At 61.3% G+C, this 25,773-nt stretch carries 22 protein-coding genes; 9 read left to right on the plus strand and 13 right to left on the minus strand.

What is annotated here, in order from left to right; all coding sequences use genetic code 11:
• The first annotated feature begins 127 nt into the window (after positions 1–127).
• Positions 128–868 (plus strand): Sjogren's syndrome/scleroderma autoantigen 1 family protein, encoded by a 741-nt coding sequence (locus F7R90_RS16660; protein ID WP_158058521.1) that lies wholly within the window; start codon positions 128–130, stop codon positions 866–868.
• Between the two features lie 25 nt (positions 869–893).
• Positions 894–1,286, plus strand: coding sequence for a universal stress protein (locus F7R90_RS16665; RefSeq protein WP_158058522.1), 393 nt, complete (start codon positions 894–896; stop codon positions 1,284–1,286).
• Here F7R90_RS16665 and F7R90_RS16670 read toward each other — a convergent pair.
• Together F7R90_RS16670 and F7R90_RS16675 are read right to left on the minus strand one after the other, a co-directional pair.
• Entirely contained in the window at positions 1,273–1,575 is a 303-nt protein-coding gene (locus tag F7R90_RS16670) for a hypothetical protein (protein ID WP_158058523.1), read from the minus strand. The two genes, F7R90_RS16665 and F7R90_RS16670, sit on opposite strands and share 14 nt — an antisense overlap.
• Before the next feature lie 202 nt (positions 1,576–1,777).
• Positions 1,778–4,240, minus strand: a complete 2,463-nt coding sequence (locus F7R90_RS16675) for a DEAD/DEAH box helicase (RefSeq protein WP_158058524.1) — start codon at positions 4,238–4,240, stop codon at positions 1,778–1,780.
• Between the two features lie 104 nt (positions 4,241–4,344).
• Between F7R90_RS16675 and F7R90_RS16680 the strand changes: the two genes are divergently transcribed.
• Together F7R90_RS16680 and F7R90_RS16685 are read left to right on the plus strand one after the other, a co-directional pair.
• On the plus strand, positions 4,345–4,782 hold the full coding sequence (locus F7R90_RS16680) for a hypothetical protein (RefSeq protein ID WP_158058525.1): 438 nt from the start codon (positions 4,345–4,347) through the stop codon (positions 4,780–4,782).
• Positions 4,783–4,849: 67 nt separating this feature from the next.
• On the plus strand, positions 4,850–5,188 hold the full coding sequence (locus F7R90_RS16685) for a DsrE family protein (protein ID WP_158058526.1): 339 nt from the start codon (positions 4,850–4,852) through the stop codon (positions 5,186–5,188).
• A gap of 7 nt (positions 5,189–5,195) precedes the next feature.
• Here the strand turns inward: F7R90_RS16685 and F7R90_RS16690 are convergent, their stop codons facing one another.
• From F7R90_RS16690 to F7R90_RS16740, 11 genes are all read right to left on the minus strand, one after another.
• Entirely contained in the window at positions 5,196–6,119 is a 924-nt protein-coding gene (locus F7R90_RS16690; protein WP_158058527.1) for a TSUP family transporter, read from the minus strand.
• A gap of 216 nt (positions 6,120–6,335) precedes the next feature.
• Positions 6,336–6,911 (minus strand): dolichol kinase, encoded by a 576-nt coding sequence (locus F7R90_RS16695; RefSeq protein ID WP_158058528.1) that lies wholly within the window; start codon positions 6,909–6,911, stop codon positions 6,336–6,338.
• Between the two features lie 3 nt (positions 6,912–6,914).
• Positions 6,915–8,666 (minus strand): glycine--tRNA ligase, encoded by a 1,752-nt coding sequence (gene glyS, locus F7R90_RS16700; protein ID WP_158058529.1) that lies wholly within the window; start codon positions 8,664–8,666, stop codon positions 6,915–6,917.
• A complete protein-coding gene (locus F7R90_RS16705) occupies positions 8,663–9,511 on the minus strand; it encodes a CBS domain-containing protein (RefSeq protein WP_158058530.1) in 849 nt (282 codons plus the stop codon). The genes glyS and F7R90_RS16705 overlap by 4 nt, the downstream gene beginning before the upstream one ends.
• Positions 9,512–9,603: 92 nt before the next feature.
• Positions 9,604–10,215 carry a DUF7529 family protein gene (locus tag F7R90_RS16710; protein WP_158058531.1) on the minus strand — a complete coding sequence of 204 codons (612 nt, stop codon included), beginning with the start codon at positions 10,213–10,215 and terminating at the stop codon, positions 9,604–9,606.
• Positions 10,216–10,291: 76 nt separating this feature from the next.
• Positions 10,292–10,756, minus strand: coding sequence for a DUF7555 family protein (locus tag F7R90_RS16715; RefSeq protein WP_158058532.1), 465 nt, complete (start codon positions 10,754–10,756; stop codon positions 10,292–10,294).
• Positions 10,757–12,091 carry an ABC transporter ATP-binding protein gene (locus F7R90_RS16720; RefSeq protein WP_158058533.1) on the minus strand — a complete coding sequence of 445 codons (1,335 nt, stop codon included), beginning with the start codon at positions 12,089–12,091 and terminating at the stop codon, positions 10,757–10,759.
• Positions 12,088–13,167, minus strand: a complete 1,080-nt coding sequence (locus F7R90_RS16725; protein ID WP_158058534.1) for an ABC transporter ATP-binding protein — start codon at positions 13,165–13,167, stop codon at positions 12,088–12,090. Before F7R90_RS16725 ends, F7R90_RS16720 begins: the two co-directional genes overlap by 4 nt.
• Positions 13,167–14,567, minus strand: coding sequence for an ABC transporter permease (locus F7R90_RS16730; protein WP_158058535.1), 1,401 nt, complete (start codon positions 14,565–14,567; stop codon positions 13,167–13,169). The genes F7R90_RS16725 and F7R90_RS16730 overlap by 1 nt, the downstream gene beginning before the upstream one ends.
• A gap of 1 nt (position 14,568) precedes the next feature.
• A complete protein-coding gene (locus F7R90_RS16735; RefSeq protein ID WP_158058536.1) occupies positions 14,569–15,600 on the minus strand; it encodes an ABC transporter permease in 1,032 nt (343 codons plus the stop codon).
• A 184-nt stretch (positions 15,601–15,784) separates the two neighbouring features.
• A complete protein-coding gene (locus tag F7R90_RS16740; protein WP_158058537.1) occupies positions 15,785–17,635 on the minus strand; it encodes an ABC transporter substrate-binding protein in 1,851 nt (616 codons plus the stop codon).
• A gap of 334 nt (positions 17,636–17,969) precedes the next feature.
• Between F7R90_RS16740 and F7R90_RS22320 the strand changes: the two genes are divergently transcribed.
• The 5 genes from F7R90_RS22320 (at position 17,970) to F7R90_RS16760 (ending at position 25,646) form a co-directional block, all read left to right on the plus strand.
• A complete protein-coding gene (locus tag F7R90_RS22320) occupies positions 17,970–18,137 on the plus strand; it encodes a DUF7556 family protein (protein WP_192498345.1) in 168 nt (55 codons plus the stop codon).
• Between the two features lie 98 nt (positions 18,138–18,235).
• The gene (locus F7R90_RS16745; protein WP_158058538.1) at positions 18,236–18,655 is read left to right on the plus strand and encodes a PPC domain-containing DNA-binding protein; all 420 of its coding nucleotides are present in this window, start codon (positions 18,236–18,238) and stop codon (positions 18,653–18,655) included.
• Position 18,656: 1 nt separating this feature from the next.
• Positions 18,657–23,693: a DNA polymerase II large subunit gene (locus F7R90_RS16750; RefSeq protein WP_158058539.1), complete on the plus strand. Its 5,037-nt coding sequence runs from the start codon at positions 18,657–18,659 to the stop codon at positions 23,691–23,693.
• Positions 23,694–24,029: 336 nt separating this feature from the next.
• On the plus strand, positions 24,030–24,368 hold the full coding sequence (locus tag F7R90_RS16755; protein WP_158058540.1) for a DUF7130 family rubredoxin-like protein: 339 nt from the start codon (positions 24,030–24,032) through the stop codon (positions 24,366–24,368).
• A gap of 375 nt (positions 24,369–24,743) precedes the next feature.
• Positions 24,744–25,646, plus strand: coding sequence for a ketopantoate reductase family protein (locus F7R90_RS16760; protein WP_158058541.1), 903 nt, complete (start codon positions 24,744–24,746; stop codon positions 25,644–25,646).
• Positions 25,647–25,773: the final 127 nt, after the last annotated feature.

The following is a 25,773-nucleotide window of genomic DNA, read 5'->3' on the forward strand; positions in this document are numbered from 1 at the left end:
CGGCCGAAAAACGGCCTCTTGAAACGGCAGACGACGTGCGAAACTTCGACAGTTGCCGAACAAACGCCGGAGAGACGACGCGCTGGGTCGAGTAGCTTTTTTCCGCTCTGCGTGCCTTCTTGGTGGTATGAGCGACGAGTTCGACAAAGAGGCCGAGCGAGAGAAACTTCGAGAGAAGTACGAGGCCGACCAGAAGGACCGCGAATCTACCCAGCGGATGAGCGAACTCCTCCTGCAAGGCGCGACGATGACGGGCAAACACTGCAACAACTGCGGCGACCCCATCTTCCGCTACGACGGCCAAGAGTTCTGTCCATCCTGCCAGAACGCCGCACAAGAAGCCGCCCAAGCCGAAACGACAGAGACGACACCGACGGCAGAATCTGCCGAAGCGAGTGGCGGTACCGAAACCACCCGACCAGCCGAAACTGACGACGCCTCCCAAGTAACGCCAAAACAGGACCCGGAGACGAGAGCAGCGGCGGAACCTGCCACCGGGGGCGACTCTGGCGACGGCGAACCCCGCGTCGAAATCAACGACGTTCGTGTCGCTGGTCAGCACTCCCACGACACTCACCGCCGACCGCCGTCACAGCAGGACGACCAGTCTCACGGTGGCCGAGAGTCTGGGAAGAACCGAGAATCCGTCGGAGAGCGCGGTCGCGGCCGCCGAACTGCTCGCAGTCGTTCGCACGGAGCGACCACCGACGGCGACCTCGCCGACGCACGTGACTCGCTCGTCCGCAAACTGACCGACCTCGCCCGGCAGGCCGAGCAGACCGACGACGTCTCCCGCTCGCGCGAACTGCTCGCGGCGACCCGCGAAGCCGCAGAGGCGCTGGACGCCCTCGACCGGGCGAACCGTTAAACTCTCTTCGCTCGTCGTCTGTGGTATGCAGATTCTCGTCCCCATCGACGGTTCGGACTGTAGCTTCCGCGCGCTCGAATTCGCCACCGAGTTCGCCCGCCGGTATGAGGCGTCGCTCCACGTCGTTCACATCACCGACGCCGAAACCGACGCCACGGACGACATCGCAGACCGCGCCCGCGAACTACTCGCGGAGGCTGGTATCGAAGACCAACCGGAGGTCTCGACCGACGTAGAACTCACGTTTCGGCCCGCAAACAGGGTCGGCGAAGGGATTCTGGAACTCGTCGAGGAACGCGGCTACGACCACGTCGTCATGGGACACCACGGTTCCGGCGCTGTCGAGCGAGCGATTCTCGGCAGTGCCGCACACACCGTCATCGAAGAAGAGGCGGTTCCAGTGACTATTGTTCCGTAGTTTTCGCACGGGGTTCCGTCGGCGAGACGGTCGTTCCGGGACTCACTACCCGGTCGGCGAGCGACTGGACGAAGACGAGGTCGGGGTCGAACGATTCGTCCTGCGTGACCTCGTGCTGTGGGTCTCCGTACAGGCGCTGTTCGTCGTCGTCCTCGATTCGGTTGTCGTGACAGGGGCTACCGTACAACTCCTTTTCGTCTCCTGATTCGGGCGTCTCGTGAAGCGGCGACCCGTACAGCGAGTCCGGAGTATCGGTCGTGTCTTCGCCGGAGGGTTGCTCGATTCTCATTTACTCTCTACCTAATGGTCGTTACACGCACCCTTAATTGCCGACCCCCGTTTCACTGGGTTTTCGACACGGAAAGGTGCGTAAGTGTCCCCTTAATTTAAGGTAATGGAGATATTATGCACCCTGAAACACGGAAATCGTTGGAGCGTAACGGCGGATTTCGACCCGACTGTTCACGACCGTTCACGATTCGACCGCTCCGCTACGCTTGGTAATCACTACCAACCACTTCTCGAATCCGCTCGGCGGTCACTTCGCCGACGCCTTGGACTTCCAGCAAATCGTCTTTCCGGGCGGTCATGACTGCTTCGACGCTCCTGAACTCCTCTAGCAGTGCGCGGGCGGTGACCGGGCCGATGTCCGCGATGGACCCGACGACGTACTCCTGTTGCTCGGTGAGCGTCTTGCTCTGCTTTTCGCCGTGGACCGACACTTCACGGTCGTCGGTCTCCTGTTCGCGGGTGGCGATGACCTCCAGCAAGTCGGCGGTGTCCGCTTCGTCGGTCGTTCGGAGGACGCTCGCACCGAAATCGACGGCCAGCGAGGAGAGCGCGCCTCGAATCGCGTTCGGGTGGACGTTGCGCTCGCCGTAGAGGTCTTCGCCCTCCAGAATCACGACTGGCCGCGAGTAGTGGCGGGTCGCGTCGCCCACCTGTTCGAACATCGAGCGGTCGCCGCCGGTCAGCGTGTCGAGGAAGTCGCTCACGGACTTGCGCTCGACCACGACGCGGTCGGACAGCACGTAGTCGCCGACTTCGAGGGTTTCCAGACGTGTCTCGACACCCTCGCGAGTCGAGAGGTCTCGCGCGATGTTAGAGTCGAGTTCGCGCTGGTCGGCGACGATTTCGACCGTTTCGTCGTCCGGTTCGGCGGTGGCGACGACGGCTTTGTCCGCGTCGGACTCGGTCGGTTCGCCTGCCGCGGCAGTCTCGCTGTCGGATTCGGACGCCTCGTCTGCTGTCTCGCTCGCCGGTTCGTCGCCTTCCGTTTCTTCGACCGTCTCCACTTCGTCGCCGCCTGCGTCGAACTCCTGCAATCCGTGTTCGACTTCGCGCTCGTCGCCGCCAGCGTCACTCCCGAAGTCGCCCAACTGGCGCTGGGAGTCGTCTAGCTCTTCTTCGACCTCGGCGGCGACGCCCTTCAGTTTCTTCATCTCCTCTTCCATCTTCCCCTCGCGGCGTTTGGAAATCCAGAAGTAGGCTTCGTCGCGGGTGTCTTCGGCGAGGAGAACCGCCACGCGCCCTTTCGCCTGACGGCCTGTTCGGCCCTTCCGCTGAATCGACCGAATCGCGGTCGGTACCGGTTCGTAGAACAGCACGAGGTCCACTTCGGGCACGTCGAGACCCTCTTCGGCGACGGACGTGGAGACTAGAACCTCGAACTCCGCGTTCCGGAACTTGTCCAAGGTCTCCTGTTGCTGTTTCTGGGTCATCCCGTCGCTTCCCTCCTTGTTGCCCTGCCCGACGAACCGGTGGGTGTCGAAGTGGTCGCCGAGGAAGTCGGTGAGGGCCTCTGCGGTGTCCCGGGACTCGGTGAAGACGATGACGCGCTGTCCTCCCTCGATGCCGAGCGTCTCGGCCAGTCGAATTCGCGTACGGGAGTATTTCGGGTGGAGACCGTCGTAGTCTTCGGCTCTGCGCATCGCCTCCTTGACTTTCGGCTCCGAGACGAACCGCTGGCTGGCTTTCGACGCCCCCGAGGAGCGCGCGGCGTTGCGTTGGCGCTCGAAGTACCGTCTGAGTGCTTCGACGCTCTGGGTCTCGACGTAGGTCACTGCCGTCCGAAGCTTCCGAATCTCTGCGAGTGCGGACATTCCCTTGAACCCCTCCGACTGGTCGTTGTCGATGAGTTTCTGGAGCTCGGCCTGTATCTTGCGGATGTCCTTCTCCGAAATGTCCGCACTGGTCTTGTTCGTGATGCCGAGTTGTTTGAGCTTCTCCAGTCGGTCGCTGATGACCTCGTTCAGCGCGTCCCGAATCTCCATAATCTCGTCGGGGAGTTCGACGCGCTCCCACTCGACTTCCGTGTCGTGGGTGAACTCCGCCACGTCGCTGTCCTCCTCGGTCATCACTTCGACGTTTCGAATGCCGAGGTTCTCACACACGTCCAGAATCTCTTCCTCGTCGCCGCCGGGAGACGCGCTCATCCCGGTGACGAGCGGATTCTCCGCGTCCTGATGATAGCGCTCGGCGATGTAGTTGTACGCGTAGTCGCCGGTCGCGCGGTGGCACTCGTCGAAGGTCAGGTGCGTGACGTTCGCCAAACTGACGCGACTGCCGACGAGGTCGTTCTCCACGACTTGTGGTGTGGCGATGACGATTTTCGCTCGCTCCCACAGTTCCGCGCGGTCGTCGGGCGACACTTCGCCCGTGAACACTACGATGTCCTCGTCGGGAAGGTTGAGTGCCTCTCGGTAGAACTCGGCGTGTTGCGTGACGAGCGGCTTCGTCGGAGCGAGAAACAGCACTTTCCCGCCTATGCTCGCCAGTCTCTCGGCGGTCACGAGTAGGCTCACGGTCGTCTTCCCCAACCCCGTCGGGAGGGTGACGAGCGTGTGTTGGTCTTTGGCCGCACCGGCCAACTGCAACTGATACATCCGCCGCTCGATGAACTCCGGGACGAGAAGTTCGTGTTCGACGTAATCGGGCTCCCCGGTCGTCGCCATTCGTGGCGAGGTTGGTCGCCAAGTGATTAAAGGGTTCGCGTTGCAGGGTGAAAGTAGAACGCGAGTCACCTACATTTTTACAAGGACACTGAGATGACGGAGCTGTGACCAAACGACGTGCATTCGCAACCGTCGGCGCGTTCGCAGTACTCGGACTGCTGAGTGCTGGACTCCTGCTCGTGCCGCTCCTCGCGGCGGGGGTCCCTTCGGGGTACGCCACAGTGGTCGGCCTCGGAATAGCGGTCCCAGCAGTCGCGCTCTTCGGCTACTCGTGGACCGAGACGTTCGACTCCGAAGCGTACTACGAGGATGGAACTGTGCTGGCCGATAGTCTCGTTACCGCACTCGGCGGCATCGTCGGCGGTGTCGTCGGCTTTACGATTCTTTCGACGGTCGCACCCGGCGCGTCGTGGACTCGCTCGCTCGGCGTCGGCTGTGCCTTGCTCGGCGGCTACGCCGTTTTCATCCACCGGAACCGCGAGCACTTCGCCGAGGAGGCCAATCCCTGGGTCGCCGGTAAACTCGGCGAATGGCTGAATTGAGACGTTCTCGCCGGAATTTCGACCCTTCGACCGCGGTTTTTTCTCACTTCGACGCCTCTCGCCCGGTATGAAAGCCGTGTTCCACCAATCGACTGACGACCCAGGCCTTCACGACCGCGTTCTCGGTAACGTCGCCAATCTGCTGGACGACGAGACAATGGAACTCGATTCGGTTGCACTCGTCGCCAACAGCGGTGGTCTCGAACTGCTGTTGGAGGACTCACCGTACCGAGAGCGAGTCGAACGACTACGGGAGCGAGGCGTTCAGTTCAAACAGTGTGAGAACACCATCGAAGGAACCGATATTAGCGAATCGGACCTTGTATCGGGAGTCGAACTGGTTTCCTCCGGCGTCGGGGAACTCACCCGACTCCAGTCGTCGAGGTACGCTTACATCACCCCCTAACCTCGTATTAGAAGAACAGCGCCGGAACCGTGTTCCGGAAGATGTTGAGCGAGATGACGAACAACAGCGCCACGACGAACCAGTTGAACTTCCGTTCGTCTATTTCGAGTCGGCGCAGATACGTCCCCACGAGCAACCCGACGACGGTGACGACGGCGATGACGCAACCGAGCCAGAGGCGATACGTCGTCAGCAGGTCCGTGAACAGCGCCATTTGGATGATTCGAACCGTGAAGATGGTTCCCAGAACCATCGAGAGACCGCCGATGTATCGTTCGGTGTCGCGTTCGAACGTGTGGAAGTACGCCGGTAGCAGTGGACCGAGATTCGCCACTGCCAGCAGGAACCCTTCGAGGGCACCCGCGACGCCGAGAGCGACGGGATGATGGGCCTCCTCGATTCGGACGAAATTCTGTCCGACTTGGAAGAGGACGTAGCCGAAGATGACGATGCCGATGAGGAACGGCACGATAGGGCCGGTGGAGAACTCCGCGAGAAAGCCGACGCCCACGACGGAACCCACGACGGCCAGAAGCATCAACGCCCACTCTTCGCGGACAAATTCGAGCCCCGTGTCGGTCTCGCCTATCTGGAACATGTTTATCATCCACGGCGGGATGGCGAGGACGACGACGGCGAGCGTCGGGTCGATGACCGACGCGAAGATGGGCGTCGTGATGAGTGCGTACCCGAACCCGATCATTCCCTTGACGGCGCCAGCGACGACGGCGACGAGGACGAACAGCGCGAGCAATCCGGCCGAGACGTTCGACTGGAGGCCCTTCGTGACGTTCTCCGCTCCGGGGTACAGCAGTACCGACCCAGCGACCACGGCAAGCGTCGCGAATACCATCATCACCTCACGGTACTCGAACGACCGGAGGTTCGTGAGAAACTGTTCGACGTCTATCTGTGACTCACTCGTACTCATTGGTTGACCTCGCCTCGCTCGACCCCGTCCGAACTCGGCTCGTGCCCAAAATATGCGTATCCGCGCTTATTCGTCTGTAGCCGTCGGTAATTCGTGTTGAAAGATGAGTCGAGCAAAGCGGGGCCGAATAGCGTCCGAATACAGTCTATGGGCTCCTGAACGTACGATACGTGACTGGAACTGTGTCCGAGAAATCGGCAAGAAATTCGACGGCGGTTACACCACGGGGGGCACGAACTGCAACGAGAGATAAATCACTACTGCTGCACCGACCGGAATCGTCAGGTTGTCGTCGATGACGTAGCCCGCGATGACCGGTTTCGCGCCGTCGGCCAACGTCGCCGCGAGCGCGCCCAAAATCGCCGTGACCACCGGAAGTCCCGACAGACTGGCGATGAGCATGCAGACTCCGAAGGTCAGCAGCAAGGTATGAGTCGCTTTGACGCCTAAGTCTCCGGAACTCGCTAGCCCGCTGATGGGGTCGGCGATAGTCAGCATCAGCATCGCCGGAATCGCTACGCGTGGTTCGAACGCCAGCGCGGCGAGGGTCATCCCGAACAGGTACAGCGCGTAGCCAGCGAGGTTGTCCTGCTCGTACTCGCGGGTCAGTTCGTCGAAGATACGCCAGTCGAGTCCGACGAACAGCCTGACGACTTCGAGCGCGAGCGCGACCAGCGAACTGAACACCAGCAGGTAACGCAGTTGCTCGTAGGTCGCCAGTCCGAGCAAGTACAGCGCCGGATAGCCCGTCCCGGCGACGTGTACCAGTCGGCGCTTGACCTCGCTCGTCACGGTTTACTGTTCGGGTGCTGGCGCGTCGAGGTTCTCGAAGGTGGTCTCGCCGGTCTGGAGGTCCGCGAGCATGTCCGGCACCTCCGAAATCGGAACTCGAACTTGTTCTGTCGAGTCGCGCTCGCGGAGCGTCACGGTGTCTTCCTCTAGAGAGTCGTAGTCAACCGTCACGCAGAACGGCGTGCCGACTTCGTCCTGTCGGCGGTAGCGCCGACCGATGTTGCCCGAGTCGTCGTAGGTTACATCGAAGCCAGCCTCACGCAGGGTCGCGGTAATCTCGCGGGCCTGCTCGCCCATGCCGTCCTTGTCCATCAGCGGGAAGACACCGACGAACGTCGGCGCGACGCTCGGTTCAAGCGAGAGACGCGTTCGGGTCTCGCCTTCGACTTCGTCCTCTGCGTAGGCGTGGTCCAGCACGGTGTAGATGACGCGGTCGATACCGATAGACGGTTCGACCACGTGGGGCATGACGTGTTCGCCGGACTCTTTCACCTCGTCCACGCTGAACCCCGTCTTTTCGACTGGAATCGCGTACTCCTCGCCATCGACTTCGACGGTCACGTCCTCACCGTCGAATGCGGCTCTGTCACGCTCGGCCAGCGTTTCGAGTGCCTCGCCGATGTCGGCGGCTTTGCCGCCGAACTCCGGACCCAGGTAGCTCATGTCCGGGTCCACCGTCGCGCGCTCGACGACCTTCGGTTCGTCGTACTGCTTGAAGATGGTGAAGTCGTCGTCGGAGTAGTCGTCGTGTTTGCTCAGGTCGTAGTCGCTCCGGTAGGCAAAGCCGGTGATTTCTATCCAGTCGCCATCGACTTCGCTCTCGGCGTCCCAGCAGTCTGCGGCGTAGTGAGCGAGTTCGCCCGAGAGGTGCTGTCGGAAGCGGAACCGGTCCATGTCCACGCCGATTGACTCGTACCACTCTTTGCCGACGCCGAGGTAGTAGGCGACCCAGTCGTTGACGACGCCTTCCTCGACGGCTTGCTCGACCGTCATCTCGACGTAGTCGCCGCCCTCTTTCTCCTGCTCGTCGGCGGGGTAGAGTTTGAGTTCCACGTCGGCGACGCGCTCGATGGGCGGTTCGTCCTCGGTCGGGTCGATGAAGTGTTCCAGTTCGGCCTGCGTGAACTCTCGCGTGCGGACGATGGACTTCCGGGGGCTGATTTCGTTGCGGTAGGCCTTGCCGATTTGCGTGATACCGAACGGCAACTGGTTGCGCGCGTACTCCGCGAGTTGCGGGAACTCCACGAAGATACCTTGGGCCGTCTCGGGCCGCAGATACCCCGGCGAGGAGTCGCCCGGCCCGATGTTCGTCTCGAACATCAGGTTGAAGTCCTCGACTTCGACGCCAGCGAGTTCGGCGTCGCAACTCGGACAGCGCAGGTCGTTCTCTTCGATGAGGTCCATCACTTTCTCGGGGGCGAAGCTCTCGGCCTCTTCGATGTCGGTGTTGTCCTCGATGAGGTGGTCCGCGCGGTGGCTCTCGCCACACTCGGGACACTCCACGAGCATGTCGTCGAACGTATCGAGGTGGCCCGACGCCTCGAAGACGGGTTCGGGCATCACGGTCGGGGCGTCGATTTCGCGGTGGCCCTCCTGCACTTGGAACCGGTCGCGCCACGAGTCTTCGACGTTCTGTTTCAGCGTCGCGCCCTCCGGACCGTAGGTGTAGAACCCCGAGACGCCGCCGTACGCGCCCGCGGACTGGAAGAAGTAGCCGCGCCGCTTGGCGAGTTCCACGAGGTCCGCACGACTCATCGCAGTGCCTCCAGCAAGTTGATGTCTCGGACGATGCCGGTGAGTTCGTCGCCGGTGACGAGCGGAATCTGCTCGATGTCCTCGCGGAGCATCTGCTGTGCGGCCTCTTGGGCGGTCTTGTCCGTCGAGACGGTCACCACGTCGGTGGTCATGAACGACTCGACCGGTTCTGCGGGAATCTCGACGTTCCGCGTCGGCAGATAACGGTTGCCGACGGCCTTGATGCCCTCCCACATCCACTCGTCGTCTTCGTTGGCGAGGCTCTCACCGGTCTCTTCCTCGCCTTCCACGACGCGCGCTACGTCGATGATGTCCACTTCCGTCAGCACGCCGCTCATGTCGCCTTCCTCGCCCAAGACGACTGCGTAGGGGACGTTCGCGTAGTACAGTTCGCGCTCGGCGACGGTCAGCGGCGTTTCGAGATACGTCGTGTTCACGTCTCGCGCGGCGAGGTCACCGACTCGCGTCCCGCCGTCTGCGTCGCCGTCCGCGATGGCTCGCACGACGTCCGTGACGGTGACGATGCCCTCTAACTCGCCATCGACGATCGGCACGCGACGGGTCCCCTCTTCGACCATCAGCGCGGCGACTTCTTCGATAGTCGCGTCCTGCGTCGTGGTCGGAACCTCGCGCATCAGTAGCGCGAGTTGGTCTTCGTCGGGGTTCTCGATGAGGTCGTCGCGGGAGATGAGACCACGGAACTGCTCGTGGCCGTCTTCTTCCTTGACGACAGGTACGGACGAGAACGACCGCTCCTGAAGGTATTCGAGTACGTCGTCGCGTGTGCCCGGAAGTTCGACCGTAACGACCTCCGAACGTGGCGTCATGGCTTCGCCGACTTTCATGTCCGGCGGATACGTGTTGGGCCTTCTTGTACTCTACGAAGCCGCGGGTCTCGGTCCCACGGACGATTCGCTCCGAGCAGGCCAAAAATCAGCTACGCTTCGTCGTCGTACACTTCGTCCTCGTAGTCCTCGCCCACTGCTTCCGCACCGATTTCGAAGTCCACTTCGTAGTCCTCGTAGCGCTGTGGGTTCGGGAAGAACGTCTCGACGTCTTCGTGACGGAACGACCCGAGGTGGGTCTGGTCGAGCGTCTGGACGTGCGTGTACATCTCGTCTCTCTCTAAGGCGGTCTTGACCATGCCCGGCGCGTGGCGCAGTTCGTAGCTCCCGGCGAGCAGTATCGCCTGCTCGGTCTCCGGGTCGAGTAGTTTCGTGACTTGGAACACGCGCCCCTGCATCTCGTTGCGGAACACCTGATACTGGGGGAACGACCCCGTCTCCACGGCCTGCTCGAACTCGTCGGCCATGTTGTCCGGAATCACGTAGACGAGACCGAACCGGTCGCTCCCGCCAGCGTCCGGATTCGTCGGTGCGACGTGACCCGCGCCGATGGTCTGGACGTCCCAGCCCTCCGACTCCAACTCTTCGCCCAACGCCTTCATGTCGTCTAGCGTCTGTTGCCACGCGTTCTTGTGCACGTCCGCGTTGGCCGCGATCTGCTCGGCGTAGTCTGGTTCGTCGTCCCCGGCTCCCGTCTCTGGCATACCTGTGTCTCTCGGCCTACGAGCGGTAAAAGCTGTTGTTCGTACGCTCGGGCTACTCCGTGACCTACCAGCCCAACTACACCCTGACGCCGAAGACGAACTCCATCGTGAACGACGTCAGCAACACGACGAGACTGGCGACGAACAGTTTCGCGCCGACCGACCACCGCTGGTCCGGGGGCAACGAGTACCACGACAACGGTGGTATCCGCTGAATCGTCGCCTGAAACGTCGTCTCCTCGCGCGCCCCGACGACTTCGCCTTTCGGCTCTGTCCGAGTCACTTTCAGCTTCCCGTCTTCGCCTTCCTCGGTCTTCCACGGCCGCGACGGCCGAAGTTGGAACGTCGAGTAGCCGAACATGAGAATGCCGACGAGGAACAGCCAGAACTTCACGGTGATGAGAACGTCTCCTCCCCCGAAGACGAGCACGAATCCGAGTCCGAGGGCCGCACCGACGACGAACATGACCGCGGTGACCGCGAGACCGTACATCACCGCGTCGAGCAATCGTCGGAGTCGTCGGGAGAGGGGCGCCGTCATCTACCGCTCGGTGTACGGCGTGAACTCGTCCGGTTCAGTGTGTTCGTTCTCGTGACGGTGACAGTGGCTGAATCGCCCGCTGGCGCTGACCTCGTGGTCGCTCGGCGACTCTCTGTCACAGACGCTGCCGAACTCCTCGAAGAGGTAGTCGCGCGCCCCTTGCTCGTCGTTGTTTTCGACTAAGGTCGCCGCCTTCTCGATGTGCTGTTGCACCTCGGACGGCACGTTCAACTCGGCGAACAGTTCCTGCTGAATCTCGCCGATGTCGGAGTACCGCGTCTCCATCCCGAGCATCTCCTTCGCTTGGTCGGTCAGGGACTTCTCGGCCCGCGAGCGCTCGCGCAGTACTTCGCGGAACACCTCGATGGCGACCCAGAGCTCCGGGTCCATGTTCTGGTACTTCTCCGGCCGAATCTTCATCGGACAGCGTGTCGTGAACGGACAGCCCTGTGGCGGGTCGCGCGGACTCGGCGGCGTCCCGCGGAGCGTGATGCGGTCCTTGTTCGCGGTCGGGTCTGGTTCCGGAATCGCCGACAGCAGCGAGTGCGTGTATGGGTTCTTCGGATTCTGGAACAGCTCTTCGGTCTCGCCCAACTCCATGACGTGACCGAGATACATCACGGCCACGCGGTCGCAGATGTGGCGAACGACCGAGAGGTCGTGAGCGATGAACAGGTAGGTGAGTCCGAACTCCTCCTGCAAGTCTTCGAGGAGGTTCAGAATCTGCGCCTGCACGGACACGTCCAGCGCACTCACCGGTTCGTCCAGCACGACGAACTCCGGTTCGAGTGCCAGCGCCCGGGCGATGCCGATGCGTTGGCGTTGCCCGCCGGAGAACTGGTGGGGGTACCGGTAGTAGTGTTCCGGTTGGAGTCCCACTACGTCGAGCAGTTCCCGAACCCGTTCGCGCCGTTCCTGTGGCGTGTTCCAGTCGTGAACGTCGAGCGGTTCGCGGATGATTTCCCCGATAGTCAGCCGGTCGTTGAGGCTGGATTCGGGGTCCTGGAACACCATCTGGCTGTTGCGTCGCCAGTCTTTGAGGTCCGACCCGGACAGTTCCGTAATGTCGGTGCCATCGAACAGCACTTCGCCGTCGGTGGCGTTTTCCAACTGGATGAGCGTCCGGCCGAGGGTCGTCTTCCCACAGCCAGATTCGCCGACGAGACCCAGCGTCTCGCCGCGCTTGATGTTGAAGTCTACGCCGTCAACCGCTTTGACGGGGTTGGAGTCGATGATGCCGCCATCGCCGTAGTACGTCTTGAGTTCGTTGATCTCGACGAGCGTCTCGCCGGTCGAGACGCTTACCGACTCTTGTTCCTGAATTTGCTCGCTCATTGCTCGCTCACCTCTCGCTGACTCTCACGCTCTTTGTGCAACTGGACTGCCTCCTGTTCCGAACTGTCCTCGGGGTAGAGCAGGCAGGCGGCCGTGTGGTCGTCCGCGGAATCGTTCACGTCCACGGACACCGGGTGGACCTTCGTACAGTCTTCGAAGGCCTTCGGACACCGCGGCTCGAACCGGCAGTAGGTCGCCGGTTCGTTCGGCGTCGGCACGTCACCCTCGATAGTCTGGAGTCGCTCGCCCTCGGCTTGGTTGCCCGGAATCGATTTGAGTAGCCCCTCGGTGTAGGGGTGTCGCGGGTTCTCGAACAACTCCTCGACGGGTGCGCTCTCGATGACTTCGCCCGCGTACATCACGTTGACGCGGTCGGAGACTTCCGCGATGACGCCCATGTCGTGCGTGATGAACATGATGGCGAGGTCGCGCTCCTCCTGCAAGTCGTCGAGCAGTTCCAGAATCTGTGCCTGAATCGTCACGTCGAGCGCTGTCGTCGGCTCGTCACAGATGAGCAACTCGGGGTCGCACGCGAGTGCCATCGCGATGACCGCGCGCTGGCGCATTCCGCCACTGAACTCGTGGGGGTACTCTTTGACGCGTCGCGACGCGTCGGGAATACCGACCGCTTCCAGCAGGTTGACTGCCTCTTCGGTCGCCTCCGAACCCTTCAAGTTCTGGTGGAGACGCAGCGCCTCTTTGATCTGGTTACCGACGGTGTACACCGGGTTGAGCGAGGTCAGCGGGTCTTGGAACACCATCGCGATGTCGCCACCGCGGATGTTTCGGTACTGTCGCTCGCTCTTCTCGGTCAACTCCTCGCCGCGGAACTGGATGCTACTGCCGTCCAGCACTCGGCCGGGCGAATCGACGAGTCCCATGATGGACCGGGCGGTCACGCTCTTGCCCGACCCGGACTCGCCGACGATACCGACCGTCTCGCCGCGGTGGATGTCGAAGTTGACGCCGTCTACCGCACGGATGACCTCCTTGTCGGTGAAGAACGCCGTCTGTAGGTTCTCCACGGACAGCAGGGCCTCTTGCTCGCTTCGTATCGTGGACTGCTGTTGGGACATCAGGCACCACCTCCGGATGCGGCGGCTGCTTCGGCACCGTCGCCGTCACCCTCGCCTGCACTCTGCGGGTCGATGGCGTCGCGGATGCCGTCACCGAGTGCGTTGAACGCGGTCACGACCAGCACGATCATCACGCCGGGGATGAACGAGATGTGCCACGACGACGTGGTGACGTACGACTGGCCTGTGTTGACTGCGCGGCCCCACTCTGGCGTCGGCGGGTTCACGCCGAGACCGAGGAACGACAGGCCTGCGACGGCGATGATGTAACCGCCGAGGCTCATCGACGCGTACACCAGCAGATAGCCGAGGATGTACGGCGCCATGTGTTTCTGCATGGTCACGTGCGGACGCTGTCCGAAGCTCCTCGCGGCGTCGATCCACTCTTGCTCCGCGACTTGGAACGCGGGGCCACGGACCGAGCGCCAGAGGAACGGCCACCCGGTCCCCGCGAAGATGACCGCTAACAGGAATCCGCCGTTGTAGAGGTTCGCTATCCACGTGTTACTCAACACGACTGAGAGGAGCATCACGAACAGTAGTCTGGGTAACGACATTATCGAGTCACCCGCGATGACCACCGCGAGGTCTACCAGCCCCTTGTAGTACGCCGTCAACAGCGCGAACCCTGCGGCGATGAATCCGCTCACCGCGATGGCCGTGACGCCGATGAACAGCGAGACGCGCGCCCCCGCCATCATGAACGTGAACATGTCTTTCCCGGTCGGTAACGTCCCGAACGGATGCCACCGCCCGTACTGGTCGTAACTCATCGGAGCCACGTTTCGGTCCGGAGTCCCCTGCGAACGGGACCCGAGATTCGCCGCACCGACGGTGATGTTCTCGACGCCACCGCTAGAGTTCGTGTACTCGATGTAGTGCGAGTATGGGTCCTGAATCGTCCGCTCGACAGTCGTCGGACCGAGCGCTGGCGCGAAGACTGCCATCACGACGAACGCGAAGACGATGACTGCACCGAACTGGCCCCAGCGATGACCGCGAAGGCGGTCCACCATGTCGTCGCGTGGCGTCCAATCGGCGTAGCGGTAGTGTTCTCGGAAGACCTCGTAGCCCTTCCAGAGCCACCACAGGCAGGCGAACGCGTACGCGTAGATGAGGGTCACGCGAATCGCCCACGCGTAGGCGGCGGGCAGTCCGAGGAACGTCCCCTTCCACGCGCCACTCGGGGCCTTGAACCCGTTGTTCGGCATCAAGTCTCGGGTCAACAGCGTCGGAATCTCGACGCCGGGACCGAAGAACCCAGTGATGAAGTTGATGACTGCACCCGCTTCGAGCAGGAACAGCAACAGTGCGCCCGCGAACCACATCATGGCCGGGCGGGGATTCTCTGCGACTCGTTCACGTAACGTCGCTTCGGCTTCGTCAGGTTGACGACTCATATTAGGCTCCCCCATCGTAACCGACACGCGGGTCGATTATCGTGTACAGGAAGTCCTGTAGAATGTTGATTAGCACGACGAGCAGGATGAAGATGAACATCAGCGAGCCGACGAGCGGCATGTCCCCGTTCTTGACCGCTTGGAAGAACAGGAAGCCGATTCCGCTGATGTCGAAGACGGTCTCGACGAGAACGGACCCGCCGATGAGGATGAACGCCTCACCCGTGATGACCGGCACCAGCGGGATGAGCGCGTTGCGGAAGATGTGTTTCCACACGAGCGACCGCGGCGGGACGCCCTTCGCCTTCGCCGTCTCGATGAAGTTCGAGTTGACCGTCTCCAAGACGGCGGTTCGACCGATACGCATCTCGTTACCCATCGACGCCGACCCCAGCACGAGTGCGGCCGGGGCTATCTTCTTGAGCGCCTTCATGAACTGCGTCGGGTCGGTGAACAGTCCCCAAATCGGGTCGGGGAGCGGTGGTGGACCAGTGACGATGACCGGCACTATCCAGTTCTCCCAGTTGAACCCGAAGAGGAACTTCTCGGACTGCGAGAGGAGGCTCATCAGAATGACGGCGAGCCAGAAGTTCGGCATGGCGCGCCAGACGATACCACCGAACGAAGCGATGTAGTCGCTGAACGTGTTCGGGTTGAGTCCCGCGTAGAAACCGAGCGGGATGCCGACGAACAGCGCGATTAGCACCGACCAGAAGCCCAGCCAGATGGTTCGTGGCGCGTAGTCCACGACGAGTGAGTAGACGCTCGTGTCAGGCTGGACCACCCACGACTCGCCCAAGTCGAAGGTGAAGAGGTTGATCATGTAGTCGATGTACTGTTGCCACAGCGGCTGATTCAGACCGAGTTGCCGCCGAATCGTGTTGTACGATTGGGGGTCTCCTTTCGGTCCGAGGATAGCCGACACCGGGTCTAGTGGCCCGGCGCGAATCACCAAGAACGTTATCGACGCTCCGAAGAGCAGAATCGGTACTGACAATAGCAACCGCCGTGCGAAGTAACGCCACCGACTCACGGTGACTCACCGCCGCTACGGCTGCGTTCAAATTCTCCGTTCCCAAACTGGACCGCGCACATATCTGTTGAATTTGCGGGTCCTCTCATTATGTCTTGCGCTTTTCCGCATACTCATTCGTGTGAAAACGGATGGAGATGCCACTAACGAATAGGCGTATCGAAAGAAAGAACCGGGAACCGCGTTACTTGCGGTCGCCGATTTCGACGGTGTTGTACATCTGGCGACTGTAGCCAGCGCCGCCGAACTTCGGTCGGGTGATCCAGTTGTAGGTGAACCGCTCGTCGATGCGGTGGTAGGCTGGCAGGAAGCCGACGTCCTCCCAGTTTGCCTCTTCGATGGCGACGTACGCCTCGTTGCGGGCCTTCTGGGCCTCGTCGGTCGGTGCGGCGTTGTCCTGGACCGTCTTCCACGCTTCTGCCGCCTGCTCGGCTCCCTCGGTGCCCGACCAGTTGATGTAGGAGGTCGGTGCGGCCTTCGAGGTGTCAGTTTGCGGCGGGTTCAGCAGCTGGAGGAAGTTGTCCGGTGCCGGCCAGTCCATGATCCAGCCGAGCGAGTAGGCTTCGAGTTTGCCGTTGCGACCGCGCTTGAGGAGGGTCGAGAACGGCGCTTTCTCGACCTTCATGTTGATGTGCGCGCTCTGGAGCTTGTCACGCAGGAGCTTCCCGGCCTCTGCCCACGTCGGCGAGGACTCGTAGACCGTGAAGGTGAAGCTGGCCTTGTTGTCCGGGCCGTAGCCTGCGTCTTCCATGACCTTCTTTGCCTGCTGGAGGTCCTGCTCGTTGTAGCCGTACGGGTAGTTGTTCTTCGCGTGGCTGGTGTACTCTTTCGCGCCGTTCGGGTAGATCGACGGCGGCGTGAAGTGGTAGCTCGGCTTCACGCGACCCTTGAAGATCTTGTCGGCGAGCTCCTTCTGGTTCAGCGCGTAGGCGGCCGCCTGTCGCACAGGCTTCTCGACCGAGTTCATGTTGAACCCGATGTAGAAGGCGTTGATGGTCGGGACGGCCTCGTACTTCATCGTCGCGCCACCCTTGGTCTTGCCGTAGGTACCGATCTTGCGGCCGAGCTTGTCCGTCTTATCGACGCTGACCTTGTTGGGGTCGTACTTCGGCGTCGGGAACGACGTGACCATGTCGGCGTTCTTGTTGACGATACCGTAGGTGAACCGCGCGTCGGAACTGGACGAGATGCGCCAGTGGATGCCGTCAACCTTGGCTTTCTTGCCGTGGTAGTCGTCGTACTTGTTGACGCGGCATTCCGTGTTGCTCTCCCACGTCTCGAACGTGAACGGACCTGCGCCGACGGGGTTCTTCGTGGCGAAATCCTTGTGCTTCTTGCTGTCGTCCTTGGAGCCTTTGTCGCCGATGCTGCCCTTCGGGATGACCGCGAACGACGTGTACGCGAGCATCGGGAGCGTCGAGTGGAACGGGGCCGACAGCTCGATCTTCAGCGTGTAGTCGCCTTCCGCCGACACGCCGAGCGTGCCGGGCTTGTAGACCTCGCTCTCCTCGCCGTCTTGCGTGACCGTCTTGGTCTCGTGTTTGACGCCGATGGAGTCGAGGATGAAGTAGGCACGGCGGGAGTTCTCGGAGGCTGCGAGGCGTTCCCACGAATAGACGAAGTCGTCAGCCGTGACTTCGTCGCCGTTGTGGAACTTGACGCCTTCCTTGAGCTTGAAGGTGTACGTCTTGTAGTCGTCGGAAACCTGGTGGCTCTTGGCGATTTGGGCCTTCGGTTCGACGGTACCGTTCGGGTAGTTCATCAGGCCGTCGAAGACCTGCTGAATGACCGTCCCGGACGCGGTGTCGGTCGCCTTGATCGGGTCCATCGTACTCATCGTGGAGTTGATCAGGCGGAGGACGTTCGCGTCGTCGCCCGGTTTGTTGACCTTATTTCCTTTCGACTTGTTGCCACCCGAAGTAGTCGTACTTTGACCGCCTTCGCCGCCAGTACAGCCAGCGAGAGCTACAGCCGATGCCGCACCGCCAGTCGCTTGCAGGAAGCGACGACGGCTGAGATTGTCAGTATCTGTCATCCAACGCCTCATTATCAATGAGCGCGGATAAACCTACCGCTTATTACTTTGAGAAACAATAGCTTAATGGCCGAATGCATTCATAACTAGATGAGTTCCCCAACTTCTTTTTACTCGAATTCGAATTTCGGCCCTTGTTACCATGGTACATGAAAATTCGAGTCATCCGACGTTTCCGACTCCAAACCTGCCTCGAAACGCCGTGATGCCCCGGAAACGTGTCTTCCTGCAGGTAGTATTGTTTCACGGTCCCCGATAACACTGAAGTATGCTTCGATTTCCAACGGATCTGCCGTTTCGGAGCGTTTATAACCCATGATACCAAGTGACACGTATGGTCACCGATACGGCCACCCCGTCGGAAGCGGCAGAGTGCGAGGTCATGGCCTCGCTGGACGACGATGGACGCACGGAGCGTTTCATTATCGCAGACACGACAGCCGACGACGCGTGGCTCTCGATGCCAGCCTCCAAGAGTTCCGCACTCCCGAGTTGGCGGTGAGTTGCAGTTCCCCCATTCTTCGATTCCTATCGAACTTGCACTCCGCGCCCCGTAGCGCAAGTGAAATTTTTTAGTCGTACCTCTCCATTGACCGCAGTATGAACTATCGGGAGGTGTCCGGGGACCGCGAGTTCGTCGCTCGACTCGGTCACGGCGAAGACTGGCGCGCGGAAATCGAGTCGCTGGCGGACGACGAGGAAATCGACGCCGCGTGGTTCGTCGCCATGGGTGCCGTACAGGACGCGACGATCTGGTTCTACGACCAGACCGACATGGAGTACAAAGACGTCGAGTTCGACGAACCGCTGGAAGTCGCCGCCTGCGTCGGGAACGTCTCGTGGTTGGACGGCGAGCGATTCGCACACACCCACGCGGTCCTCTCGCGTCGGAGCGGCCAGACCCTCGCGGGCCACCTCGACTCGGCGACGGTGTTCGCCGGAGAACTGTACGTGCGCTCGTTCGAAGAAGAACTCGCCCGAGAACACGACGAACCCACCGACTTGGACCTCTGGCTGTAACATGCGCGAGGAAGACGAACGATACTTCGAGCGACTCGAAAGCGGACTGGACGAAGCGTTCGACGTCGCAGAGACCGCCCGCGCGAACAGCGGCGACCCGAAACCCGAAGTCGAGATTCCGGTCGCGAAGGACATGGCCGACCGCGTCGAGAACATTCTGGGCATCGACGGCGTCGCCGAACGTGTCCGCGAACTGGAGGGCGAAATGTCCCGCGAGGAGGCCGCCCTCGAAATCGCGGAGGACTTCGCAGAGGGCCGTGTCGGCGACTACGAGTCGAAAGCCGGGAAAGTCGAAGGTGCGGTCAGAACTGCAGTCGCGCTCCTCACGGAGGGTGTCGTCGCCGCGCCTATCGAGGGAATCGACCGCGTCGAAATTCTGGAGAACGACGACGGCACCGAGTTCGTCAACGTCTACTACGCGGGCCCGATTCGCTCCGCGGGCGGGACCGCCCAAGCACTCTCGGTCCTCGTGGCTGACTACACTCGCGCGCTCGTCGGGATGGAGCAGTACAAAGCCCGCGACGACGAAATTGAACGCTACGCCGAGGAGATAAACCTCTACGACAAGGAGACCGGACTTCAGTACTCGCCGAAGGACAAGGAGTCGAAGTTCATCGCGAAGAACATGCCCATCATGCTCGACGGCGAGGCGACGGGCGACGAAGAAGTATCCGGATTCCGCGACCTCGAACGCGTCGATACAAATAACGCCCGCGGCGGCATGTGTCTCGTCCTCGCAGAGGGTATCGCGCTCAAGGCTCCCAAGATTCAGCGGTACACTCGGAATCTGGACGAAATCGACTGGCCGTGGTTGCAGGACCTCATCGACGGCACCATCGGCAAAGACGACGGCGACGAAGACGAAGTGGAGGAAGCCGAGGACGCCCAAACCGAGGACGGCGACGAAGACGCTGACGACGCAGAGGACGCCGAACCAGAGGCAACCGGACCACCACGCGTCGAATCCGCCACGAAGTTCCTCCGGGACCTCATCGCCGGTCGTCCCGTCTTCGGCCATCCGAGCAAGGCGGGCGGCTTCCGACTGCGCTACGGGCGAGCGCGCAATCACGGGTTCGCAACCGCGGGCGTCCACCCCGCGACGATGCACCTCGTAGACGACTTCCTCGCCACAGGAACCCAAATCAAAACCGAGCGCCCCGGCAAAGCCGCCGGTGTCGTCCCCGTCGATTCCATCGAAGGACCGACGGTGCGACTCGCCAACGGCGACGTTCGCCGCATCGACGACCCGAAAGAAGCCCTCGAACTCCGCAACGGCGTCGAGAAAATCCTCGACCTCGGCGAGTACCTGGTCAACTACGGCGAGTTCGTGGAGAACAACCACCCGCTCGCCCCTGCCTCCTACACCTTCGAGTGGTGGATTCAAGAGTTAGAAGCCGCGGGTGCGGACGTGCAGGCCTTGCAAGACTCCCCACGAACCGACCTCGAATCGCCGTCTGTCGAACAGGCAATCGAGTGGGCGACGGAGTTCGACTGCCCGCTCCATCCGGAGTACACCTACCTCTGGCACGACGTATCCGTCGAAGCCTTCGAGACGCTGGCCGAGGCAGTCGTCGCGGGCGAAATCCAAAATACTGACTCCGACCACGGCACGCTCGTCCTTCCGAACGACGACGCAGTTCGCCAGACGCTCGAACATCTGCTCGTCCCCCACGTGCAGGGCGAAGAACGCATCCGCGTTTCGGAGTGGCGACCGCTCGCGCTCTCGCTCGGCCTGACCGAGGACCGCGAGAAGACGTGGAAAAAGTTATCTTCGCGCGCACGCGAGTGGGGCGAAGACGAACCGGGCGACAACGCGATGAAAGCCGCCCAAGAAGTCGCGCCGTTCGAACTCCGCGAGCGCGCACCCACCAGAATCGGTAACCGGATGGGCCGCCCCGAGAAGTCAGAGAAGCGCGAACTCTCCCCAGCGGTCCACACGCTGTTCCCCATCGGCGAAGCGGGCGGGAGTCAGCGCGACGTGTCCGCGGCCGCTTCGTGGGCACCGGACATGTCCAGCACCCCCGGTGAAGTCGATATGCAAGTCGGTCGCCGAGAATGCGAAGACTGTGGCGAGCACACCTTCAAGACGAGGTGCCCAGACTGCGGGGGCAACACCTTCGCGCACTTCGAGTGCCCTGACTGTGGCTCTGTAGTCGAACTGGACGAATCCGGGCGCGCGATTTGCGACCGCTGTGAAGTCGAAGCCTCCTGCGTCGAGTGGCAAACCATCGACATCAACGACGAGTTCCGGTCGGCGATGAAGTCAGTCGGCGAGCGCGAAAACGCCTTCGACGTACTCAAAGGCGTCAAAGGGCTCTCCTCGTCGTACAAGACGCCCGAACCGATGGAGAAGGGCGTCCTGCGAGCCAAGCACGGTGTTTCCTCGTTCAAGGACGGGACGGTCCGCTACGACATGACCGACCTGCCCGTGACCGCAGTTCGGCCGAGCGAACTCGACGTGACTGTTGGGCAGTTCCAAGCACTCGGCTACGAGGAGGACGTACGTGGCGACCCCCTGCGCCACGACGACCAACTGGTCGAACTCAAAGTGCAGGACATCGTCCTTTCCGATGGGGCGGCCGAACACATGCTCAAGACTGCCAACTTCGTGGACGCCCTGCTGGAGCAGTACTACGGACTGGAACCGTACTACGAGATGGACGAACGCGAAGAACTCGTCGGCGAACTCGTCTTCGGGATGGCACCCCACACCTCCGCCGCAGTCGTCGGCCGAATCATCGGCTTCACGAGCGCGGCGGTCGGGTACGCACATCCCTACTTCCACGCCGCGAAACGACGCAACTGCTTCCATCCCGAGACGAAGGTCTGGTTCGAAGACGAAGCAGGCGAGTGGCACTACGACGAGATTGAGCAGTTGGTCGAAGAGCGACTGGACGACCCACGGGAAGACGACTTCGGCGCGTTAGTCGAAGAGTTAGATGGCGAAGTTAGAGTTCCGTCGATTGACGAAGATGGCGAAGTCATGCAGAAACCCATCGAAACGGTGTCGAAGCATCCTTCGCCGGACCATCTCCTCAAAATCGAGACGCGGAGCGGGCGCGAGATTACGGTTACGCCGGACCACTCGATGCGTCGTTGGTCTTCCAATGGTGTCGAGGAAGTTGAAGCTCGATGCTTAGATATTGGCGACGAAATACCGTCCCCAAAAGAGGTGGCCTTCGAGGGCGAGTATACATCGATTGACCTTCTCGAAGAGTTCTTACATCTCGACTCAATCCTAAATACGGACTTGATGATCCGAGGACTTGGAGCAGAACGAATAAAGGCTATTTTCGACTCTGCTACCGAGGGGAGTGGCTACCTCAAACCAGTGGCTGAAAAACTCGGAAAGAGTGATTCATCTGTCTATAATTGGGTTAACCGAGACAGCGTTCCGGCATCGGTGTTCGTTACGCTTCTCGGAACAAAAGAAACTCTGGAAACACTCTCACAAGATGTCGAACTCGGTGTCAGACGGGATACCGCGTCGGTGAGTCGAACTCTCACTATCGGGGAGGACATGGCGAAAGTCCTCGGCTACTACGCGGCTGAGGGCTTCAGCCGCTTCGAAGAGGGCGAATTCTATCAGACGACTATTTGCACGCCTGATAAAGAGCCACGACAGCACATCATCGAAACTGTCGAAGACAAACTCTCGGTAACACCCTACGAGGAAAACGAGTGGAAAGTCACGACTTCAAGTCGTCTTGTCGCCCTACTGTTCAACGAAGTCCTCAACGCTGGCAGTTCTGCTGAGAGTAAGCAAATTCCGAACTGCGTTGTGAACTCTCCAAAATCGGTCGTTCGGGAGTTCCTTCGCTCCTACTTCAGTGGGGATGGAAGTGTAGCAAGCGATAGGGTGGAAATTCGAGCGCACACGATTAGTGATGAGCTGAAAAACGATCTCGTTGGGATGCTGAAGCGGTTTAGTGTTGCGAGCAAGGTCTATACGGAACTCCGTAGGCCTTCGACTGGAGCAATCGCGGAGTTCTACGACGATGAACCGGTACCAGAGTTTGAATCTTGGGTTCTCAAAGTAACATCAGAAAACGTTGCTCTCTTTGCTGACCAAATCGGATTCGATCTACAGAGAAAAACCGAAACGCTGGAAAACGCTCTCGAAACGGTTCCTGTGCGGTCGCAACGTATTTTCGGTGATGGAGGCGACCTTTGGCTTGACGAAATAGAATCAATTGAAATCGTAGAAAGCGATGTGGAGAATACCTACTGCGTAACTGTCGAAGACACCCACACGCTCGTCGCAAACGACCTCTTCGTCGGTCAGTGCGACGGCGACGAGGACTGCGTGATGCTCCTGATGGACGGCCTACTCAACTTCAGCAAGGAGTTCCTCCCCGACAAGCGCGGTGGGCAGATGGACGCACCGCTCGTCATGTCCTCGCGCATCGACCCCTCGGAAATCGACGACGAGGCGCACAACATGGACATCGTCCGGCAGTATCCCCGCGAGTTCTACGAGGCGACTCGCGAGATGGCCGACCCCGGCGAGGTCGAAGACGTGATGAAAATCGCCGAGGAGACGCTGGGCACCGACCGCGAGTACACCGACTTCCACCACAGCCACGACACCAGCAACATCGCGCTCGGCCCGGACCTCTCGGCGTACAAGACGCTCGGGTCGATGATGGACAAGATGGACGCCCAACTGGAACTCGCCCGGAAACTCCGGGCCGTCGAAGAGACGGACGTGGCAGAGCGGGTTATCGAGTACCACTTCCTGCCGGACCTCATCGGCAACCTGCGGGCGTTCTCCCGACAGGAGACGCGCTGTCTCGACTGCGGCGAGAAGTACCGCCGGATGCCGCTCACTGGCGACTGCCGTGAGTGTGGCGGGCGCGTCAACCTGACCGTCCACCAAGGGTCGGTCAACAAGTACATGGACACCGCGATTCAGGTGGCCGAGAAGTACGACTGCCGGGAGTACACGAAACAGCGACTCGACATCATGAACACCCGCTTAGAGAGCATCTTCGAGAACGACAAAAACAAGCAGTCAGGTATCGCGGACTTCATGTGAACCTTTTCCTGCGGGGTGGGCACAGAGCGCCCACCCACTGGCAAAACGTTCATGAAAACCACCGGAAGACAAACCGCGTCTTCCGAGCAATCGGTCGCTACGCTCCCGATGACACGTCGTCACCCCCTCTGGCGCGGCGAAGCCGCGCCGACGAGGGTCCCTCGGACGCGCTCACTTAGCGAGATTCCGGAGGAATCTCGCGTCGCTCGCGGTAGCGTAACTCGACAGCAACCACACGAGGTCCACCGGCCGACTCGGGTGTGGTTTCGGCTGGCGAAACATTCCTCCTGGTCGGCCTCCGCCTTTATCTTCCATGCCGGTGTATCTCTGTCCCGTATGAGTGGACACGGCGAAACTCCGGCCGAGGAAGGAGACGAGGAAGCAGTCGAAGCGGTACTCGAAGTCAACTTCGGCCAGACCGTCTACGACGAAGATGGCAACGAAATCGGTCGCGTTCGAGGCTTGGAGAAGGGCGGGTTCTTCGTCTCGACGCGAGAAGGCGTCGAGAGCATGAGCATCGAACACTCCCGCGCTGGCCACGACTTCGGCGAAGCCGAACTCATGTGGCGCTGCACCCAGTGTGGCGAGATGGGCGAAATCGACGAGGGGATTCCGGACGTCTGCCCGAACTGCGACGCCCCGAAGACCGACCTGATGTACTGGACCGAGGACTAGCAGAACGCAGATTTGGGGCATCTTCTGACTGCTTTTCGGGCTGTGAGAGTTGTAGAGCCATTTCGACTGTGACAGTCTCGAAAGCCCCCACCTGCTCGCGGCCGCTCAGTGACACATCCGCGCAAACCGCACGCGGATAGTGGTCACTGAGACGACCACGCCCTTCGGGCGCGAGCAGGCGGCCTCTTTCATTCCCACCCATGGTGAATGTGGCACCGGGCGTTGCCGTCGGTTCGCCGGTCGGGTATTTCGGTGGTTTGTCTCGCTGGGCGTCACTAGTCAATGCGTCACCGGCCGTTTCTGCCATCCGGCCAGTCGCCGACCAACCCCACCAACAACTAACCCCTTTTCAACCCCCGGTCCCAAGGTCGAGATATGAACGTCGTCGTGTTCGGTGCGGGAAGCCTCGGCAGCCTGGTCGGTGGCCTCCTCGCACGCGAACACTCCGTCACGCTGGTCGGCCGAAACCCCCACGTCGAGGAAATCCGGAACTCCGGCCTGCGCGTCTCCGGCGAGTTCGACTTCGAAGTCACTCCCGAGGCGACGATCGACGGGACCGGCCTCGCCGCAGAACTCGCCGTCGTCACGGTCAAGGCCTTCGACACCGAGTCGGCCGCCCGCGACCTCTCGACCGGCAACTTCGACGCAGTCCTCTCGCTCCAGAACGGCATGGGCAACGAAGAAATCCTCGCCGACTATCTCGACTGCCCGGTTCTCGCAGGCACTGCAACCTACGGCGCGGTATGCCTCGACCCCGGCACAGTGGAGTGTACGGGGGAAGGTCGCATCGTCCTCGGCGCACGCGAGGGTGGCGATTCCGAGACGGCCGACCGCGTCGGTACTGCTTTCCGAACCGCCGGGTTCGACGCCACCGTCGCCGCCGACATGCCGCGCAGGCTCTGGAAGAAACTCGCGGTGAACGCGGGCATCAACGCGACGACTGCGCTTGGGCGCGTCGAGAACGGTGCGCTCCTCGACGGACCTGCCCACGAAGTCGCGGTCGAAGCGGCCCGGGAAACCGCTCGCGTCGCTCGCGCCGAAGGAATAGAACTCGACGAGAAGACGGCCGCAGAAGCCGTCGAGCGCGTCGCCGAGGAGACCGCCGCCAACACCTCTTCGATGCACCAAGACGTGCTGGCGGGCCGCCGAACCGAAGTCGGCGCAATAAACCAATATCTTTGCGCACGCGCGGAGGCGAACGACGTCGCCGTCCCGACGAACCAGACGCTGACCAGACTGCTCCGTGCGTGGGAGCGTGAGAACGTCTCGGAGAACTGAGTCCGTCTCCGCCGAACTGACCACGCCTCCTCTGAACTGTGCTGGTCTCCTTAGGCTCGAACTAGCGCCGCGAAACACCTCGATACCGACTCTATCTGTCTTCGTCGGGCATCTTACCACGTTCTAA

The organism is Halorussus halophilus (assembly GCF_008831545.1).
Lineage (GTDB): Archaea > Halobacteriota > Halobacteria > Halobacteriales > Haladaptataceae > Halorussus > Halorussus halophilus.